Annotated in this window: 18 protein-coding genes, 1 tRNA gene and 1 pseudogene; 14 read left to right on the forward strand and 6 right to left on the reverse strand. The window is 44.3% G+C overall.

Going from position 1 to position 19,448, the window contains the following annotated elements; genetic code table 11:
• Positions 1-610, forward strand: a pseudogene (locus tag MKX60_RS30280) (collagen-like protein); the annotation flags it as partial.
• 151 nt (positions 611-761) lie between these two features.
• On the opposite strand, the gene MKX60_RS30285 reads toward MKX60_RS30280, so the two are convergent.
• Positions 762-1,178, reverse strand: a complete 417-nt coding sequence (locus MKX60_RS30285) for a hypothetical protein (protein WP_341061974.1) — start codon at positions 1,176-1,178, stop codon at positions 762-764.
• Positions 1,179-1,431: 253 nt separating this feature from the next.
• Between MKX60_RS30285 and MKX60_RS30290 the strand changes: the two genes are divergently transcribed.
• The 4 genes from MKX60_RS30290 (at position 1,432) to MKX60_RS30305 (ending at position 4,211) form a co-directional block, all read left to right on the forward strand.
• Complete coding sequence (locus MKX60_RS30290; RefSeq protein ID WP_443189889.1) at positions 1,432-1,671, forward strand: WYL domain-containing protein; 240 nt, start codon at positions 1,432-1,434, stop codon at positions 1,669-1,671.
• A gap of 73 nt (positions 1,672-1,744) precedes the next feature.
• The gene (locus MKX60_RS30295; RefSeq protein WP_076283207.1) at positions 1,745-2,149 is read left to right on the forward strand and encodes a VOC family protein; all 405 of its coding nucleotides are present in this window, start codon (positions 1,745-1,747) and stop codon (positions 2,147-2,149) included.
• A 664-nt stretch (positions 2,150-2,813) separates the two neighbouring features.
• Positions 2,814-3,770 (forward strand): quinone oxidoreductase family protein, encoded by a 957-nt coding sequence (locus tag MKX60_RS30300; protein WP_341061975.1) that lies wholly within the window; start codon positions 2,814-2,816, stop codon positions 3,768-3,770.
• A gap of 6 nt (positions 3,771-3,776) precedes the next feature.
• Positions 3,777-4,211 carry a MarR family winged helix-turn-helix transcriptional regulator gene (locus tag MKX60_RS30305; protein WP_341061977.1) on the forward strand — a complete coding sequence of 145 codons (435 nt, stop codon included), beginning with the start codon at positions 3,777-3,779 and terminating at the stop codon, positions 4,209-4,211.
• Positions 4,212-4,909: 698 nt separating this feature from the next.
• Here the strand turns inward: MKX60_RS30305 and MKX60_RS30310 are convergent.
• Entirely contained in the window at positions 4,910-6,625 is a 1,716-nt protein-coding gene (locus tag MKX60_RS30310) for an ABC transporter ATP-binding protein (RefSeq protein ID WP_340968657.1), read from the reverse strand.
• Positions 6,626-6,893: 268 nt separating this feature from the next.
• Between MKX60_RS30310 and MKX60_RS30315 the strand changes: the two genes are divergently transcribed.
• The gene (locus MKX60_RS30315) at positions 6,894-8,117 is read left to right on the forward strand and encodes a CynX/NimT family MFS transporter (protein WP_076283203.1); all 1,224 of its coding nucleotides are present in this window, start codon (positions 6,894-6,896) and stop codon (positions 8,115-8,117) included.
• Positions 8,118-8,203: 86 nt separating this feature from the next.
• Here MKX60_RS30315 and MKX60_RS30320 read toward each other — a convergent pair whose 3' ends face one another.
• On the reverse strand, positions 8,204-8,965 hold the full coding sequence (locus tag MKX60_RS30320; protein ID WP_341061978.1) for a class I SAM-dependent methyltransferase: 762 nt from the start codon (positions 8,963-8,965) through the stop codon (positions 8,204-8,206).
• Between the two features lie 271 nt (positions 8,966-9,236).
• Here MKX60_RS30320 and MKX60_RS30325 point away from each other — a divergent pair.
• From MKX60_RS30325 to MKX60_RS30345, 5 genes are all read left to right on the forward strand, one after another.
• A tRNA-Leu gene (locus MKX60_RS30325) sits at positions 9,237-9,320 on the forward strand.
• Between the two features lie 338 nt (positions 9,321-9,658).
• A complete protein-coding gene (locus MKX60_RS30330; RefSeq protein ID WP_042186765.1) occupies positions 9,659-9,988 on the forward strand; it encodes a PadR family transcriptional regulator in 330 nt (109 codons plus the stop codon).
• Positions 9,985-10,542, forward strand: coding sequence for a DUF2812 domain-containing protein (locus MKX60_RS30335; protein WP_076283200.1), 558 nt, complete (start codon positions 9,985-9,987; stop codon positions 10,540-10,542). Before MKX60_RS30330 ends, MKX60_RS30335 begins: the two co-directional genes overlap by 4 nt.
• A gap of 221 nt (positions 10,543-10,763) precedes the next feature.
• The gene (locus MKX60_RS30340; RefSeq protein WP_341061979.1) at positions 10,764-13,853 is read left to right on the forward strand and encodes a PAS domain S-box protein; all 3,090 of its coding nucleotides are present in this window, start codon (positions 10,764-10,766) and stop codon (positions 13,851-13,853) included.
• A 101-nt stretch (positions 13,854-13,954) separates the two neighbouring features.
• On the forward strand, positions 13,955-14,350 hold the full coding sequence (locus MKX60_RS30345; RefSeq protein WP_076283407.1) for a NusG domain II-containing protein: 396 nt from the start codon (positions 13,955-13,957) through the stop codon (positions 14,348-14,350).
• On the opposite strand, the gene MKX60_RS30350 is transcribed toward MKX60_RS30345, so the two are convergent.
• The 3 genes from MKX60_RS30350 to MKX60_RS30360 form a co-directional block, all read right to left on the reverse strand.
• On the reverse strand, positions 14,343-15,218 hold the full coding sequence (locus tag MKX60_RS30350) for a TIGR03943 family putative permease subunit (protein WP_341061980.1): 876 nt from the start codon (positions 15,216-15,218) through the stop codon (positions 14,343-14,345). The genes MKX60_RS30345 and MKX60_RS30350 overlap by 8 nt on opposite strands.
• 48 nt (positions 15,219-15,266) lie before the next feature.
• Positions 15,267-16,184, reverse strand: coding sequence for a permease (locus tag MKX60_RS30355; RefSeq protein WP_445670780.1), 918 nt, complete (start codon positions 16,182-16,184; stop codon positions 15,267-15,269).
• Between the two features lie 68 nt (positions 16,185-16,252).
• Positions 16,253-17,281 (reverse strand): CobW family GTP-binding protein, encoded by a 1,029-nt coding sequence (locus MKX60_RS30360; RefSeq protein ID WP_341061981.1) that lies wholly within the window; start codon positions 17,279-17,281, stop codon positions 16,253-16,255.
• Between the two features lie 198 nt (positions 17,282-17,479).
• Between MKX60_RS30360 and rpmG the strand changes: the two genes are divergently transcribed.
• From rpmG to MKX60_RS30375, 3 genes are all read left to right on the forward strand, one after another.
• Positions 17,480-17,629, forward strand: coding sequence for a 50S ribosomal protein L33 (rpmG, locus tag MKX60_RS30365; RefSeq protein ID WP_076283195.1), 150 nt, complete (start codon positions 17,480-17,482; stop codon positions 17,627-17,629).
• A 49-nt stretch (positions 17,630-17,678) separates the two neighbouring features.
• Positions 17,679-18,890, forward strand: a complete 1,212-nt coding sequence (locus MKX60_RS30370; protein ID WP_341061982.1) for a GTP-binding protein — start codon at positions 17,679-17,681, stop codon at positions 18,888-18,890.
• A 132-nt stretch (positions 18,891-19,022) separates the two neighbouring features.
• Positions 19,023-19,448 (forward strand): DUF6157 family protein, encoded by a 426-nt coding sequence (locus MKX60_RS30375; RefSeq protein WP_081382746.1) that lies wholly within the window; start codon positions 19,023-19,025, stop codon positions 19,446-19,448.

Here is a 19,448-nt window from a genome sequence, read left to right on the forward strand (position 1 = left end):
GGCGGGACCACAAGGAGATCCAGGGCCAGCGGGAGCACAAGGCCCAGCAGGACCGGCGGGATCACAAGGAGATCCGGGGCCAGCGGGAGCACAAGGCCCATCAGGACCGGCGGGACCACAAGGAGATCCAGGGCCAGCGGGGACTTCTTTTACCTCGGAAGGATTTTCTGTTACGGGTACGACATACTCAATCGCTAGTAGCACGCTATTTACGAATTGGAGTGAGGCGTCCCCTTATTACGCAAGCCCTGCATTTAATCCTGCTACAGGGATATTTACGGCACCGGCCACTGGCAAGTATGCTATACATGCAACTGTTAACTATAAGACTAACGTTCCAGTTAGTATAAGCTTAGGAAGTGGCATTGATCCATTTTTTACCGTAAAGAAGAATGGCAGCACTGATTTAATAAAAGGTTATATGCCTATCTTGGACGTCAATATAGCGTTAATTTTAACTATAAGGACCGTACTAAGTAGTGCGACGGTGACGCTATCCGGTGATGTAGAGCTGCAAGCAGGTGAGGAAGTTGGATTATATTACGAAGCTGACGGTCTAACCCTTGGTTTCAGTACGGATATAGTATGGTCGATTCATCGGCTATCCTAATACAAGGTTGCATGAGGTGAAGTTGAACCTTTGGTAATAGAAACACATCTTAACAGATATAGAGTCGGGCCATTCTCTTTGGTAGAATGTCTGGCTCTATTTTTGAATAGGACTCTTTAACGAGGATAGTTAAGCAACTGTCTACAACAAATTATTGATCTTTAGGGGTGACTGGTTCAGAGTAGAACTGTTGATATCGTTCCAACAATTTCTTACCATTCTTCTTGACATAGTCTCGTTGCTTTCTAACATTATATCCTTTATAGGAACCATAGAAAATTCCTGAAGATGTGTGTAGATTTACAGCGTTTGATGCCACGCGGTTTGTAGGTTCTGTATTAATTTCTACACTGTCATAAAAGCGACTTCTTTTTGCATCTACAACAGTTGCATTCCAACCTTGCTTGTTTTTAATATCAGCAATCCGTATCCTAGCAACTATTGCTACAACCACTTCTTGCTCATTGTTCTCATCAGTTACAAATGCGTCGATAATATGTTTATTACTAGCTAGGTCAAGAACTTGTGTAACATCAAGTGTTTTTATTCCATTTGATCCGTTCGCCATATAAAACAACCCAACCTTTCATATTCAGATATAAATTGTATCGGAAATATATGGGTAGCTTATTACATCAAATGACGAAGGTAAGCCTGTGATTCAATTTCGGGGCTTTCTCTGACAAAGGAAAAGCCCCTTCCGCTTGTCAATCAGCTTCGTTATCCCTCGTTTGTTTCAAATGAAGAAACAGGCGTAATCGCGATTCGAGCTTCCTGTGCATTTTGACTTAAGAGAGTATACCCCTCCGGATGATCGCCACTTGCGAGTTCATCTTCGATTTAATCATGATCTCGCAGATAAGGTGAAGGAATCCAACTATCATTACATTGAAGAAATGAAAGAGCATCAAGCTGGATTAGATATGGTTTTACGCGTACGCCAACTGGATGAATTACTGCAATGGGTACTCGGCTGGGGAGCGGGTGTAATCTTATTGGAGCCTGAATCATTCCGGAATAAGATTCGTGAGGAAGCCCGAAAAATTTCAGAACGCTACTGACATAACGCTGTCAGTAGCGTTGTTTTATTATCGGGTATGTAAACATAAAGGAGTATAGAAAGGATGGTATTTTGTGAATTTTGCTTCTGTACGCATCATTACCGACGATGTGAATCGTCTCGTCGAGTTCTATGAAAAAGTTCTGGGTGTTTCGGCGGTGCACCCCGCGCCTGTTTTTGCCGAACTCGTTATGCCAGCATGTACCCTGGCAATCGGCCACTCCCAAACGGCGCAGCTATTCGGCGCTGGTTCCGTAGTGGCAGCGAGCAATCACACTGTCATCATCGAGTTCCGCGTCGACGATGTCGAAGCCGAATATGCACGCTTGAAGCCAATTGTCTATGATTGGGTAAAAGAACCGACCACGATGCCGTGGGGAAACCGTTCTATGCTGTTCCGTGATCCCGACGGCAACCTTGTAAACCTCTTCGAGCCGGTGACCGAGGAAGCGATTAAACGGTTTAGTGGCAGGCATTGATTAACTGATCTTCATGAGGGTCATGTCGAGGTCGTATCTAATTAATAGGTTTGTCATGTGGTCCTGATAGTAGTCAAAATATAACTAATTTTGCGTACCTCTCACGGCATAGAACCATCGGAGACAGACTTGCTCTGCTGCCGCAGCACCTGCTCCAGCCATTGACGGTCAACCTGTTGTGTACGAGATTATCTTCCATGATTTTGCCTCCATAATCAGTTCAACAGGGAACGACTGGACGGCCGCGGTGTGCAGCTTCAGATCTTTGCCGATTTTCAAGCGCGGTCTTGGACACGGGGAAAGAGATGCGAAGAAGGCCAGCAGCGATACGGCGATGAGCTAATGGTTGAGCTTATCGTAAACGCCTTTTAAGGTCATACCATAAGAATGGCCTTAAAATTTGCCGTTACAGACAGCGCGGTGAACCGTATCATAAGTAACGGCAAGTTATTGCTTAATTAGTCTGGATGCAGAAAGACCGACCTGCCTTGCATATGGATAGTCCAGCTGAAAGACCGTGTCCAATTGGCGACGGTGAAGCACGAATTTAGCTAACCCTTTGACCTCAGTATATTCATCAAGGAATGGTTCGAAATAAAATGTGCATTGTGCACATAATTTGTGCGATGCACATAATTTCGAATGAGAGCTGGGTGTAATAACTATGAAGGCAGCAATAGTGAAGAAGAAGGGGACCATTCCCGTAATGGGTCATTTTGATTCCCCTGTTGCGACAGGTGGGCAAGTTATAATTAACGTTTCGGCAACAGCCTTGAGTCGAGTTAGCAAGTTCCGTTCAATGGGTAAGCACTACTCATCAGAAGTTAATTTTCCAATTGTAGCTGGTATTGACGGTGTTGGAACTTTGGAAGATGGGTCTCGAGTTTACTTTGCACTGCCAACGGCACCGTATGGTAGTTTGGCTGAGCAAACCGTTGTCAACGAGAAGCTAGTTGTTCGTTTACCAGATGGTATTGATGATCTCACTGCTGCCGCTATTGCCAACCCAGCTATGTCGTCATGGGCTGCATTGGTATTTCGGGCTGGCTTCAAATCCGGCCAAACGGTTTTGATTAACGGCGCTACTGGGGCATCCGGTAGCTTAGCAGTTCAGATTGCTAAGGGCCTTGGGGCCAAGAAAATCATTGTAACGGGACGCAATGAATCGAAGCTACATTCACTTGGAGCCGATGAGGCCATTGCATTTGATATGACAGCTGACTACGGACAAAAAATGTTTGAAAACGGCCTAATGCCAGTTATTGCTGAAGGTGTTGATGTTATATTGGATTACCTTTGGGGTGATAGCGCATTCGCCATCATGGCAGCTCTTTCTAAGAATAATACGGATCGTGTAACCCGCTTTGTAAGCATTGGAACTTCATCTGGACAAGAAAACATAAATTTACCTTCATCTATTTTACGCTCATCAACAATTGAACTGGTAGGTAGTGGAGATAAGAGTGTTTCTAAAGCTGATATGTTATCCGCTGTTCAAGGTGTTTTTGAGATGGCCGCCGAGGGGAAGATAAAGATTGACACAACAGAGTTTGCTCTAGAAAATATCGAAGAGGCTTGGAATGCTCCGCTTACACCACGTCCAGTAGTAAAGGTGCGATAAAAAGAAATGGAGAATGAAATTTTTAAAGCGCTAATTGATTTAGTTTCCATTATCAATCGGCCAGACCGTGATAAGAAAATGATTGCTGATGCTGGTGTAAATTTGGAGGCAGCAGCCTTTCGCGTCTTTGTTGGTATCGAGCATCTCCAACCGACTAGTGTTGGTGATTTGGCTGCTATGATGGGGAAAAACTATTCGAGTGTTAGTCGGCAAATCGATAAGTTAGAGACCGCCGGGTTGGTTTATACTTATCCATCAAGTTCAGACTCTCGAATTCGTGTGTCTGAATTGACAAAATACGGGGAGGAAATCAATACAATGATTAACCTCGCCCGTGAGCGCAATATGCATGAAGCTTTAGCTGATTGGACTTGGGATGAAAAAAACGCATTATTAAATAATTTAAAGCGTTTATTCGAATCGTTGCAAAAGTTCGACTGAGTACTGTTGTTGCAACTTTTTCTCTCCATGTTCGAATGCGACTCTTGTGTTGTGTTGTTTAATCATCCAAACTCATAAGTTCAATAGACGTTTCTCTACGACCAAGAAAGGAGCTGCCACGGCAGCTCCTTTCGCATTTTTCGCCGTTAGCCCTGTTACGGTGAACCGTATCACAAGTAGAGGCAAGTTTTTTGAAGAAAAACTCACAGGAGCCTGTGTTTACAGCAAGCCTAGTGGCCGTATCTGTCTAGTACAAAGAGACGATTGCCTGTACGGTTACGTCTCGGAGTTGGGAAGGGAAGAGGCTAGCTGGGGGCAGCGTAATGAAGTCTTGTTGGGTTTTGAAGATTCGTATATTCAGCTCTCCTGAAACTAAAAAAAGCTCATTCTACATCCGGGTGAACTTTTTTATAGAGTGTATAATAATTATTGGGACACAGATACTTCACTCATTAGAGCATGTACATTTTGGTCGTGGTCATGAAAGAACGTCAATGTAGAAGCAGCGATGTTAAAAATGATAGTAGGTACCTAGGTCACTGGACCCGACTCATGTGGTGTGCAGCCTCTCATGCTGGAAATAGATGAGAAGCACGAAAAAACAAGCCTAGTCGCCAATAACGTGGAGACTAGGCTTGTTATTCTTGAAAATCTCAGCAGCTGAATCAATCATTCTACAGAAGCTCCAGATAACGTCCCTAAGCGTTATATTGTGCCTGATGCAGCCGGCTGTATATGCCACCGGCATGGACTAACTCTTCATGGCGGCCTTGCTCGGCGATGCCTTCTTCGTTCACGACCATGATCCGGTCGGCATTCTTTATCGTCGTCAATCGGTGGGCGATGACGAGTGTGGTTCTACCCACGGACAGATCCGCCAGCGATTGCTGAATCGCTGCTTCCGTTTCTGTATCCAGTGCGGAAGTAGCTTCATCCAGAATCAGGATCGGCGGATTCTTCAGAAACATGCGGGCGATCGCTAGGCGCTGCTTCTGTCCACCGGACAGCTTCACACCGCGCTCGCCGATCACCGTATCCATGCCATCTGGAAGATTCTGAATGAGATCTTCCAGATGGGCACGCCGAGCAGCTTCCCAGATTTCAGGCAGCTTCGCATCCAGCTTTCCGTAGGCAATATTCTCACGAATCGTACCGGAGAATAGGAACACATCCTGCTGTACGATCCCGATCTGCTTACGTAACGACTCCAGCTTCATGTCACGGATATCGATGCCATCTATGGTGATAGCCCCGCCTGTGACATCATAGAAACGAGGGAGCAGGCTGCAAATAGTTGTTTTGCCTGCGCCAGAAGGTCCAACAAAGGCAATCGTTTCGCCAGCCTTAACTTTTAGGCTGATATTTTGTAGAACCGGACGGTCTTCGTCGTATCCGAAAAAGACATTCTGGAAGGTAATATCACCGTGTAAAGTACTTACCTCTACGGCATCCGGCTTATCGCTGATATCTGGCTCCGTATCAATAATTTCTAGATAACGTTTAAAGCCGGCAATTCCTTTTGGATAACTCTCGATAACGGCATTGATCTTCTCGATCGGACGGAAAAAGATATTGGACAACAGAATAAATGCCACAAACTCACCGATTTGCAACTCGCCATTGATGAAGAACCAAGCGCCGCTGATCATCACAAGGATCGTAATGAGGCGTGTCATCATATAGCTGACGGATAAGCTTTTGGCCATGATTTTATAAGCGAGAAGCTTAGTTTTACGGAACATTTGGTTATCTACTGCGAATAGCTCTTGTTCATGCTGCTCATTGGCAAAAGATTGAACAACCCGGATACCACCGACATTATCTTCGATACGGGCATTGAAACTACCTACATTTCCAAAAAGCTGGCGGTAGGTGGAAGTCATGTTGCGTCCGAAGTAGATGATCACCCAAGCCATAATTGGAACGATAATAAAAGTAATAATGGCCAGCTTCAGATTAATATCAGCCATAAGGAGGAAAGCACCGACAAGTGTCATGATGGCGATAAATATATCCTCAGGACCGTGATGCGCCACCTCGCCGATATCATTTAAATCGTTGGTGATTCGCCCGATGAGGTGACCTGTTTTATTGTTATCGAAGAATCGGAAGGACAGTTTCTGGATGTGATCGAACATTTTTTTACGCATATCGGTCTCGATATTAATGCCAAGCATATGCCCCCAGTATGTAACGATATACTGCATAACTGTATTCAAGGCGTAAATAGCTAGGAGCGCGACACACGCAATAAGAATTAGCGGCCAATCTTGACCCGGAAGCAAATCATCAATAAATTTATTGACAGCTACCGGAAAAGCTAGTTCTAGAAGACCTGCAAAAACAGCGCAGGAGAAGTCCAATATAAATAGTTTTTTATACGGACGATAGTAGGAAAAAAACCTTCGAAGCATTCTGTTCACTCTTTTCTATAGGAATATGTAGGAGATCGAATGAAATTGATTCTCAATTGTCTTGATTATATGGATACTAAAGATGTCATTCGATTTTGTCAATAATAGGGTTATAAAATTACTTAAGGCTTGTAACTTTTATAATAATAGTGGATGATAGGTCTTAATGCCATGTAATAAACATTTTTATATTTCTGGCGTAATCGCTCACCGTCCTTACAGGAATGTCAAAGGCGTTTATGCTTGTTGCAATTTAGGAGGATACATGATGAAAGCATCGCAACGAGAAGGAAACATTCAGAATAGAGGTTTAACGGATACCAAATATGATCGCTGGCTGCTAGTGTTGGGGATTGTGTTTATCGCAGCGGCACTTAGAGCGCCTTTCACATCCGTCGGTCCACTGGTACAAATGATTCAGGATGATCTAGGCTTATCGAACACTTTAGCAGGAGCTATAACTACTCTACCATTGTTGGCTTTTGCCATTTTGTCCCCGTTTGCTCCAAAGCTAGCTCGCCGTTTCGGCTTGGCTAATGTGTTATTAATTGCAATGGTTATGCTTGCTATGGGGATTCTAATCCGGTCGGGATCTGGAACGGGACTGTTGTTCACAGGTACGGCGATACTCGGGCTTTCTATTGCAGTATGTAATGTATTGCTTCCGGGTCTGATTAAAGGGAAGTTTCCTCACAAAATTGGGTTAATGACAGGTGTCTACACCGTCTCAATGAATTTATGTGCAGCCGTCGCTTCAGGTATTAGTGTACCGCTAGCTAGTCATGCTGGATTTGGCTGGAGAGGGACTTTGGCGATTTGGTTTATGATCGCTGCGCTAGCAACCCTGTTCTGGATTCCGCAAATGCGCAAGCTCGATCAAGGGACTGGGGCCAAGGGGTCGATCTCTAGTGGAAATATGTGGCGTTCTTCGCTTGCTTGGAAGGTAACGATTTTTATGGGCTTACAGTCGTTGCTCTATTATGTCTTCATAGCTTGGTTCTCTGTTCTCCTTGGTGAGCGAGGGATGTCATCAAGCCATGCAGGTTGGTTACTATCACTAATGCAAATGGCCCAGCTGCCGTTTACTTTCTTCGTGCCGTTGTGGGCAGGTCGGATGAAGAACCAACGTATTCTAGTAATCATCACGGCTATTTTGTATTTCATCGGAATCGGTGGCATATGGTTGGGAAGCAGTGCTTTAATGGCTGTCTGGGCGATCTGTTTTGGGATTGCCGGAGGATTTGCCTTCGGACTTGTGATGATGTTCTTCAGTCTACGGACCAGAAGCACTCAAGAAGCAGCGGAACTGTCGGGAATGGCCCAATCCGTAGGTTACGTGCTTGCAGCAATGGGCCCGGCATTATTCGGATGGCTTCATGATGTAACGAATAGCTGGACGATGCCGCTTGTTTTATTGCTGGGTGCAAGCGTATTGCTGCTGGTTGTCGGACTTGGTGCTGGTAGCGATCGATATGTGGGAGATAGAAGATAGATGGTCATAAAAAGAGTGTACTGGTGCGGACACGCGACAGTACACTCTTTTTTTTGTTGCATAGGAAGAAGCCACGCCCTTCATTGTTAGACGCGTTTGTAAGCGACGACCCGGATTCTTCGATAATCCATCACCCAGCGGCCATCCTGAAATAATGTCGGTCTAAGTTTCTGTTCCATATAAGAGAGGACTTCTTCTCGTTCAGATGGTGTTAGGACACTTAAGATTCCATTAGCAAAAGTGTTCAGCCAGGACTGGAACCCTTGCTCTCCAGCCTCTAGTGGGGTTGGACGGTCGAAACAAAGGGCGAGGTCAACAGTCAGTCCATGTTGTTCTAGTAGTGTTGTATATTGTCCGATGCTTGGGAAGTACCAAGGTAATTGAAGCTTATCACTACACCCTATAGCGGTAAAAGCATTTGGAAGCTCAGTAATGATAGAAGCGATATTGCCCAGCCCACCGAACTCAGCAACAAAACGCCCGCCTGTTCGTAGGCTAGCTGTGATAGAAGCAGCTGCTCCGTTCGCGTCGGTCAACCAGTGTAGAGCAGCGTTGCTGAACACGGCATCGACTGGCTGTTCCGCCACATAGTTTTGCCCATCTGCTAAGATGAAGTTTAGCTGGGGATGCTTGTCACGGGCAGTCTGAATCATTTCGGCTGAAGCATCAATACCTGTTACAGTGGCACCACTAGCAGCGATGGCTGCTGCCAAATCACCAGTTCCGCAGCCCCAATCAACAATTTGTTCGCCAGGCTGGGGGCGAAGAAGTTCAATCAAAGACTCTCCAAACTGAGACACAAAGGCCATATCAGTATCATAGGTTCCGGTATTCCACTGCTGGTTCATACGTATTCGTCCTTTCTGGTTTGGAATTACAGTGATACTTCTGATGCAGCACATTCTTTTAATTATGTTGTATCATACCAGCCTCTTATAAGTGAAATATATAAACTGAATAACTGTGATTGGTTATGCCTATGGGTATTTGAATATGTTATATCGCTTATATCGCTGTTGTTAGATTTATCTGTACATCGATTTAAAAATATGTTGCTATTTATCCGAAAAAAGAGTATAGTCTTATGTACAGTGATTATTTCATTGGTGTACATAATGTGCGGTCGTGGCGGAATTGGCAGACGCGCACGGTTCAGGTCCGTGTGGTAGCAATATCGTGGAGGTTCGAGTCCTCTCGACCGCATCATCAAATAGGCTTATACAATTGCTCTTGGGCAGTTGTATAAGCCTATTTTTTATGTCTGAAGAAAGTGATGGTGGTCCAATTCTAGTGGCTTCTAAGTCCGATACACCCCATGCGTAGTGGAAGGAATAGATTTAATTAGATGGGGTAGATCCAAGTTGAGGGGATTGCGATCATGAACCGTCTATATCCATGGGCTATAGGCTTTTTTTCGTGGTTATGATCGGTTAGGTTTACTAAAAATAGGTATTTTTGTATTGACAATTATATCGGCTTCCGTAATAATATTATTACGGTAACCGATATATCGCTAACAGTAATAGAATGGAGATGGAATCATGCCTGAAAGCTCAGAAAGAGGAGCCTTAACGGAAGCTGTATTTTACATTTTATTGTCTTTATACACCGCAATGCACGGTTACGCGATTATGCAGAATGTGAAGGATTTAAGTCATGGTCGAGTGGAACTTGGAGCGGGCACTTTATATGGAGCTATCAACACCTTGCTTGAGAAAAACTGGATAAGAGCTATAGAAGGGGAAGAAGGCTCCCGAAGAAAGGAATACGAAATTACTGAATTAGGGAAGACAGTGATTCAGGGGGAGCTTATTCGGTTGGAAGAACTGATTGCCAATGGGAAGAGAATAGCTGGAGGTGAGTCCAAATGAAGCATGTGGTTCGCAAGCTGTTTTGGGATTTTGAGAAGGAAGAACAGTGGCTTAATGAAATGTCTGCCAAAGGGTTAGCCCTTTCAAGCTACTCCTGGTGTAAATATGTGTTTACTGACTCGCCTCAGAATGAGTATACGTATAGAATTGAGCTTTTAGATAATGTGCCTACTCATCCGGAAAGCATGGCATACCTCAAGTTTCTAGAAGAAAATGGAGTAGAGTGTGTTAGCAGCTATGTTCGCTGGATTTATCTTAGAAAGAAGTCATCCGAAGGTGCGTTTGATATTTACACAGATCTGGAATCCAAAATAAAACACTTTAAGCGAATCAACACACTATGGAATTCTGTCATGTGGTTAGAGTTCGTTGTTGGTTTGGCCAACATTCTCATTGGGGTAACGAATTATTTCAATTCATCCAGCAGAATTAGTTTGATAAACGTTGTTCTAGGCGGGCTTTTAATCCTTTTAGGACTTGTTTTTTTAAGAGCAGGCGCACCTATCCGTAAGAAAATTAAGAAGCTTCAGCAAGAGAATTTAATAAGAGAATAGTCATTTGAAGTTGTGATATGTACTAACAGCAAGCTTCCCGAGTGTTGGGGGCTTGCTGTTTATTTTTTGTCTGTGAGGATAACGCGCAATCTCTTTGATTTATACCCGCCTATCATTTAGGACTCAGCTATCAAGCTTAATTACCGAAAAAAAGGTATACTGGAATAGATTACGAGATTGTAATAAAGTTTGTCCCCATCTCAAAAGAGGAGGCTACTCAGGTGTCTGAATTTCTTTTTAAGCAACTATACTTACGGTCTTCTATAGGGGTTGCTGTAGTCTCTCCCAAGGAAGGAACCTTGATTCAATCTAATCCAGCACTTTGCCGTATGCTTGGTTATTCTGAAGAAGAGCTTTTAAATATGCACTATCTAGATCTTATTTATCCAGACGATGTAGCTGATGATGATCATTACGTTATCCTGAACAATCTCTTAGCAGATCCTGGGACCGCAATAGAGTTAGAAAGACGGTTCTTATGTAAGGGTGGCGAGATAATCTGGGTAGCTCAACATATATTTCTGATTCTTCAGGAGAACTCTAGTGAACCCCTTGTCTTGATCTCAGAACTTACGGATATCACAGACCGAAAGCTTGCGGAAGATAAGATTCAGGAAGATCAGCATTTATATAATTTGATCACACAAAATACGCCAGATATGATTTCTTTTGGCGGACCAGACGGTACACTGCACTACGTTTCTCCTTCAGTGGAGTTGTTGCTAGGATATCCTCCAGATGAAATGATCGGTACGAAAAGACCTGAGTATTATCACGCAGAAGATGCCCTTGAAATGACAAAACACGGAAAGCTCTATTCTGATACGGATGTGTATACACGCAGGGCCCGGCATAAAGACGGACATTATTTGTGGATTGAGAGCAGCTCACAGGTGGTACGTGATGAGCAGGGGGAAATCAAGCAGATATTAACGATCGGCCGTGATATTACGCAGCGTAAGAAATATGAGGATATGCTGGCGCAAGCCCAATATCTTGCGAAAATGGGATCGTGGGAATGGGATGCGACGAAAACGCGGTTGACGGTTTCTAGAGAGATGCGTAACATTTTTGGCTTTTCATTGGACGACAGCAATCATTCCTATTTTGATTACAAACGAGTGCTTTCCTGTATTGATCCAGATGATTTTACTAGACTTCAAAAGCTGGTTCACCAGTCTTTAGCGAATGGGACGAATGGCGAAGTTATGGTTCGAATTAAAAGTGCGGATGGAAAATTGAAGTTTCTGGATGCACACTGGGAAGTGACTAAAGATGAGGAAGGAAGAGTGCTACAGATCAGTGGGATTGCCCAGGATGTGACTGAACGTCATCGTATGGAGGAACAGATGCGTGATAGTGAGCAGAATTACCGACTCCTGTCGGAAAATTCAATGGATTTCATTTCACGTAATACAGCGGACGGAGACCTCATCTATCTATATGCATCACCCATTTGCCAGACGATGTTCGGCTATACACCGGAAGAAATGTACGAAACGAGAGGTATTGATTACATACATCCTGAAGACAAGGAGAAAGTGGTGTCCTATCTTAGCAACTGTATGGAAGGGAAGAAGCTCGACCCTGTGACCTTTCGGTTTCTATGCAAAGATGGAACGTACATTTGGACGGAAACAACACTTCGCTATATTTACTCGGAGACCTTTGGAGGACGGGAGCTTGTGTGTGTAACCCGGGACATTGCGGAACGGGCGCGGCATTTTGAAGAAATAGAGAAGTTAAGTAACGAGCATGCTCTAATATTGAATTCGGTATCTGAAGGCATATTTGGTATGAATCTTGAAGGGGATACGATGTTCATCAATCCAGCGGCGATTACTATGCTAGGACACGATCCAACGGAATGGTTGAACAGCAAATTCCATACGATTCATCAGACTTGGCTGGATAATGAGCCATTCTTGGGCATTCAGAAGACGCTGATTCCCTCGCACTTCAATAATCGCTCTTTTGATGAGAAAGAGGGTGTGTTTTGGAGGCAAGATGGTTCCAGCTTTTTGGTCAGATATCACATGACTCCTCTTTTTGATGGAGAAGAGCGGATCGGGGCTGTAGTGGTTTTCCGAGATATCACAGAAGAGAAGGAGATTGTGCGAGCGAAGGAGTCTGCAGAGGAAGCGGATCGGGCGAAATCGGAGTTTCTAGCGATCATGAGCCATGAGCTGCGTACGCCTATGAACGGTATTATAGGAATGGCAGACTTGCTCTCAGGGACAGAGTTAAATGAAGAGCAGAGCTACTACACACAAATCATTACAAGTAGCGGAGAAGCATTGCTTCATATTTTGAATGAAGTGCTGGATTTCAGCAAAATTGAAGCAGGCATGATGACACTTGAACTGCAAATGGTGGACTTGCGTGAAGTGATACAGAACGTTAGTGAGCTATTCTATCCGAAGGTCAAAGAAAAAGGGTTGTTATTAACTATCAATATTGCACCTGATCTTCCATTTGTCATTGTGACGGATGAGGCAAGATTGCGCCAAATTCTCGTGAACTTAGTGGGAAATGCGGTGAAATTTACGGAGACAGGTGAAATTAGTATTTCTGCCAGCCTGGAAGATTCTCAAAAGTCAGGAAATATTATCGTTAAATTCATGGTTAAAGATACGGGCTTGGGGATCCCGGTTGCCAGTCAAGGGTTATTGTTTCAATCGTTCTCGCAATTGCATCCTTCCATTAATCGAAAATATGGCGGAACAGGACTTGGACTGGCGATTAGCAAAAAGCTGGTGGAGCTGCTCGGAGGAGCGATTGGTGTGAGGAGCTGTGAGGAACATGGCTCAGAGTTCTTTTTCACCGTGGAGGTCTCTTTGCCAAAAGAGGAATGGAATCAGAAGGTTACGCTCCACCCTTCAGTGGATACAGACAAAAGCAATAAACCTAACGCCAGAGCATCTGATACGGGAGAATATGGACCGATGTCTATTCTCATCGCTGAAGATCATCCTGTGAATCAGCAGCTGATGCTGGCTTATATGAAGAAGAGGGGATACTTCCCTGACATTGCATCAAATGGCGAGGAAGCAGTTCGAGCTGTGCTGTCCAAGGATTATGATCTCGTCTTTATGGATATCCAGATGCCTATTATGGATGGGATAGAAGCAACAGGAATCATACGTGAGAAGCTTGGGCTGTCTCCCATTATTATTGCGGCCACAGCTTTTGCCAGAAATGAAGATAAAGACATGTGTCTGAGTGCAGGAATGCAGGATTTCATCTCCAAGCCTATCTCCATAAAGGAGCTTGACAGGGTATTAAAAGATTGGTCTACTCGGATTCGTTAAGGATGAGGAGTGTCATTGACAAAAGGGCGTAAGATTAATATATTTGTAATCGTAATTATTACGAATATATTGTCAATGAAAGGATCCATACCTTGTTAAAGATGAAGCGTGGCGATTTTGTAATCATTTTTTTAGCTCTATTCGCAGCGGGTTTGATTTACGGAATCAAGTGGTGGGACACCCATAATGAACAGTATCAACAAGGCGATTTGAAAGCTATAATTACGGTTGATGGTAAGGAATACAAGACCGTTTCTTTGACCAAAGAAGAGCAAATTATAGATATTCAATCGAAGTTTGGTCACAATACCTTAAAGGTATTTGATTACGGGATCCAAATGACATATTCTGACGCTCCTTTGCGAATCGCTTTGGAAATGGGGTTTATTTCTAGGCCAAAGCAGCAAATCATCTGTATACCCGCCCGTATTATGGTTGAAGTATTTAACCCTAACCGATCTGTGAATGATGAGGATGAGCTGGACGCAATTATTTAGTAGGGTTGGCCGTATTCGTCAAAGCTTTCCATGCGGTTATGGAGTCAGCACTCGTGTAAATGTAGGGTGTTGTTGGTTGCGCGATAGGTGTAATTGCTTCTGCGCGTATTTGCATCATTTCTTGGCCTTTGTCTTGCACAATTTGAAGCTTGCCCCGAACCTCTATCCAGGTATCGGTGGGCAAGCTTTTTAATTTGCCGGAATCAACCAACATCCCAAACGGAGTAGCATCGGCGGTACAGCACTGAACCAGAAATCTGCCAATGGCAAAAGCATTCTCTGGCGTTTCACTGTCATCGCGGTATAGAAAACCGGAAACGGAAATTTCTTTGCCTTCAAATTGTTGTTTATACATGTCAATAGCGCCTAGTGTTTCAGAAAAAATATCAGAATACACAGGGATAGTAGGCTGCCCATATAAGATCTTAGCTAGCTCGGTGAGCTCCTCATGATAAGGATCAATCGATTCGAATCTAACAGCGTTGGTAGTCTCTGATGGTAAAGAGGAGAACGAAATCCCCTTTTTACTAGCGGCCATACTTCCCAAGGCACGATCAGGAAGTGCAAATCCAAGCAGCAGTGGAAACAGGAATAATCCATAAAGCGCTGTACTTTTAAATATGGAATGTGGGAGGCGATGCTCGCAGTCACATAGCACACTTCCCTTACCAAATAAGGCTTGAATGGCCAAGCTGAGCGCCATTAGTGTCAGAGGAATCGGACATAACTGAACCCAGCGTGCTAGCTTAGGCGCTACATAATAATGCAAAGCGTCCTGCTGCACTAAATGCCCAATATAGAGAGCAAAGGCGAGCAGAATGACCGCCCTTAACAAATAGTGAAATCGGATGCTTGGAGAGTCATTCATGCGCTTCCTCCTAACAATGGGGTAAGCATCTGCTTGCCACCTCTATGATTACAGCCATAAGGACATGAGTACGGCTCCGATAAATACGCTCGAAAAGATAAGAAAGAACAAATAAAGAGCGAATTTGGTCTTAAACAGCGAGAGTAACATCAATGAATTTTTGAAATCTAACATCGGCCCAAATACCATAAAAGCGAGCAGTGCTCCTGCTGGAAAAGAATGTACAAAGGTGGAAGCTACAAAGGCATCTGAGGTGGAACAGAGCGAAAGCACAAATGCCAGTCCCATCATGAAAAAATAAGACCCGAGCGGCTTATCTCCGATCGCAGCCAAACTGTCCTGAACCATAAACGTCTGAGTGCCAGCGGTCAATAGGCAGCCAATGATTAAGTATTTTCCCATCTCGAAAAACTCATCCGAGGTATGCACGAAGACGGCGGCTAACTTTCCTCCACGAGAATTATTATGATGTGTGTTATCGGTTTCGCGCTGAACGCTAAGGCGTATCGGGGACTTTTTCACCGTTGCATAGATAATCAAGCCTATAATACAGGCGACTACAAAAGCTAGACCCATCCGGGCATAGGCCAGTTCTGAGTGGTTGCGAAATGCCGTCAGTGTTGCTCCATAGACGACTGGATTTAGGATGGGTCCGGATAAAATAAACACGATCGCCACGTAGACAGGCATCCCCTTATGGATTAGTCGGCGGACGAGAGGAATCATTCCACATTCGCATACTGGAAAAATAATTCCGAGCAGGCAAGCGAATAAAATGGCCGGAAGCGCCTGCCGTGGAATCCAGCGGGAGATCATTTCATCTGGGATAAAGACGCGAAGCAGCGAGGATAATAAAGCTCCTGCTAACACAAACGGCAAGGCTTCTAGCAAAATCCCGATAAAGCCGGTTTTGAACGTGTCGATGTACGCGTTGTCTAGTAGCTCCAGGTGATTTGGCACCCATATAAAACCAATGATAATCAGGAATGAGATCGGTAGAAGCAGCGGCAGTAGTTTTAAAGGGGAAAGGGTAGTCAAGGTTCGAATAAGGTGGACCACCGATCTGCCAGCAGTTCCTCATCTAAATTTATCCCGATGAATACCACATAAGGCATTCCGGGGTAACGTGATGCCTCCCAGCTTGTACGCATTCCCGCATATTGGACAAGTTGAACCGGTTCCTGTTCGGACAAAAGGATATGCCCTTTGGCACGGAGCAGGTTGTCACCCCATTCTTGAAAGAATGCCTCTAGCTGTTCTTTGGAAGGCATTGTAGTCACTGCTTGCGGAATGGTTAACGTGATGGCGGTCACTTGGGAAAAAGAAGCGTGGGGCTCTTCTTGCCGTTCTTTTACTGCTGTAGCTCCCTGTTCTGAATTCATTTGTTTAAGTGTTGCGCCTTTAAAGGTTTGAGGTGCTCGTTGTGGCGCGGGAGCGATGATTTTACGTGGGATGATTCCTGATAATATCGGAGAAAGGTTGATCTCGCTGTAATGGGTATATACGATTTCAGCCTCTGTATTTTGTTTTCGGACTCCCTTTTCAATTCGCCATAAGGTTTCAGGCTCTACAAGATCGCTCTTATTAACAACAATGAGATCGGCAGTGGACAGCTGCTTGCGAAGGGTACGAACCAGCTGTTTGTCAGAGGAGAGTCTGCTGTTATATTCCAAGGCGTTTTCTGCATCCAATAAGGTGATCGTAAAATGCAATTCGACCCTTTCTTGAAGAGCGGCTTCTTGTAATGTTTTGGCGATTTCTTCCGGATTCGCGACGCCAGTAAGCTCGATATAAATAGCATCGGGGCGTCCTCTTAGCAGTACCAGTAGGCTGTCTGCCAAATCCTCTTTACGGCTACAGCATACACATCCGTCCAGTAGCTTAGTCACGGTTGTACCCGTATGCTCCTGCAGAATATACCCATCTACATCTCTCTTTCCCAGCTCATTCATAACTACGCCAGGGTTCAGACCCCTTACCTTGCTCTCTTTCAGCAGGGACAACAGCAGAGTTGTCTTCCCGCTCCCCAGAAACCCGCTCAAAATAATTACTGGTATCTTCATGATCTCCACTCCTGCCTGATTCTCTTGGAAATACAAGAATCATATTTTTATATTTCCATCTATACGTGATTTGTTCGCAAGAAAGACCACAAAATTAAGAGAGTTGGAATTTTTACAAGATCATAGTTGACAGATTGTGAATAAAACGTGTACGATATGTTAATCGTAATTATTACGATTTAAAAAGGAGATGGAACAATGAGAGTAATCATTACTTTGGCATGCACGGAGACAGGAGACCGTAACTATACCACTACCAAGAATAAGCGAAATCACCCAGAACGTATGGAAATGAAGAAATATTGTCCACGTCTGAAAAGAGTTACATTACACCGCGAAACCCGGTAAGAGCATAAATGCCAAACATAAATGCTAATCAATGATAGGAGTGATCGGAATGAAAAAAATCCCCGTTACGGTGCTAAGTGGCTACTTAGGCTCTGGAAAAACAACACTGCTAAATCATGTCTTGCACAACCGTGAAGGCTTGAAAGTTGCTGTTATCGTTAACGATATGAGTGAAGTGAATGTGGACGCCAACCTGGTGAAGTCAGGTAATGTGCTTTCTAGAACGGAAGAGAAATTAGTGGAAATGTCTAACGGTTGTATCTGCTGTACACTCCGCGACGATTTGATTGTCGAAGTACAAAAGCTGGCTGCTGAAGGCCGTTTTGATTATATCCTCATTGAATCATCTGGCATTAGCGAGCCTGTTCCGGTGGCACAGACTTTTACTTATGCGAACCCAGAACTGGATATTGATTTGACTTCACTCGCTCAATTGGACACGATGGTGACCGTTGTGGATGCTGGACGATTCTGGCATGACTTCTCTTCTGGTGATAGTCTGATCGATCGTAATCAAACGGCTGGCGAAGACGATTATCGCGATATTGTGGATTTGCTCATTGATCAGATCGAAACTTGTGATGTGTTATTGCTTAATAAGTGTGATCTGCTAGAAGAAGAAGAGCTTAACAAGCTTGAAGCTGTGCTTCGCAAACTTCAGCCGACAGCCAAGCTGATCCGTACGGTTAACGGAGTGGTAGATCCGAAGGAGATTCTTAATACTGGATTATTTGATTTTGAAAAAACAAGCTTGTCCTCCGGTTGGATTACGGAGCTTAACAAGGAGACACATACGCCTGAGACGGAGGAATACGGAATATCTTCTTTTGTCTATCGCCGGAGAACCCCCTTTCATCCGCAAAGGTTAAGCTTTTTCTTTAGTCATTGGCCGGAGGAAGTTGTCAGAGCGAAAGGGATTGTATGGGTTGCCGCAGAGGGTGATCTTGCAGCGAGTATCAGCCAGGCTGGACCCTCGATTCAGTTCGGACCTGCCGGCTACTGGCTAGCTACAATGCCTGAGGATCAGCAGCAGGAGGTATTGGAAAGCGAACCTGAAATGAAAGCCAAGTGGGACGAGCTGTGGGGCGATCGAATGAATGAAATCGTGTTTATCGGTGTTAGTATGGACTCAGCACAAATCGAAGCGAGATTGGATCGATGTTTGTTGACGAAAGATGAGTTGAAGCAGGATTGGACAACGTTTAATAATCCGCTTCCGTGGCCTGTTGAAGAACTCCTTGCGGCAGCGGCTGAGGAATAGAAATTCAGATGAAATAGCAGATGAAAATCCGGAATCCAGGAGGTTGAGGTTCCGGATTTTTGCTGTGCAATTATAGTGACTATGAATTATCATAGAAGGAATATATTTCAATTAAAAATAGAGGTGATGCCCATGAGTTATACAAACACTTTCATACGTGTAGCAGAGGATTGTCCTGAGGAAACGGGAATCCCGCCGATGTCTTGTCGTACACTCCCGCCTGCGCATGTGATTCAATATGAGCTGCTTATTAATGAGCCTTACAAATACAATCATGAAGAGCTTCTGTTTGAGGTTCATGTACGCCATAAACAAATTCCGCTAGAAGATCGTGTGACCCGTAGGGAAGAAATATGGAAGGAGCTATTCTCTAGAAACCATCCATGCCTGCGAGCCTCTCTACTTCCGAAGCGATTCGGCTGGGGTGTCCATTACAACCATGAGGGGAAAATAGCCATTTATGGTAAGGAGTCTCCCGAATATGACTATTATATTTCGTATGCTGATGAAGCAGTGAAGCTGCTACCAGCGATGCGTAATAAGCGGGAACATGGCTAA

Source organism: Paenibacillus sp. FSL R5-0914, from assembly GCF_038004525.1.
Lineage (GTDB): Bacteria > Bacillota > Bacilli > Paenibacillales > Paenibacillaceae > Paenibacillus_AQ.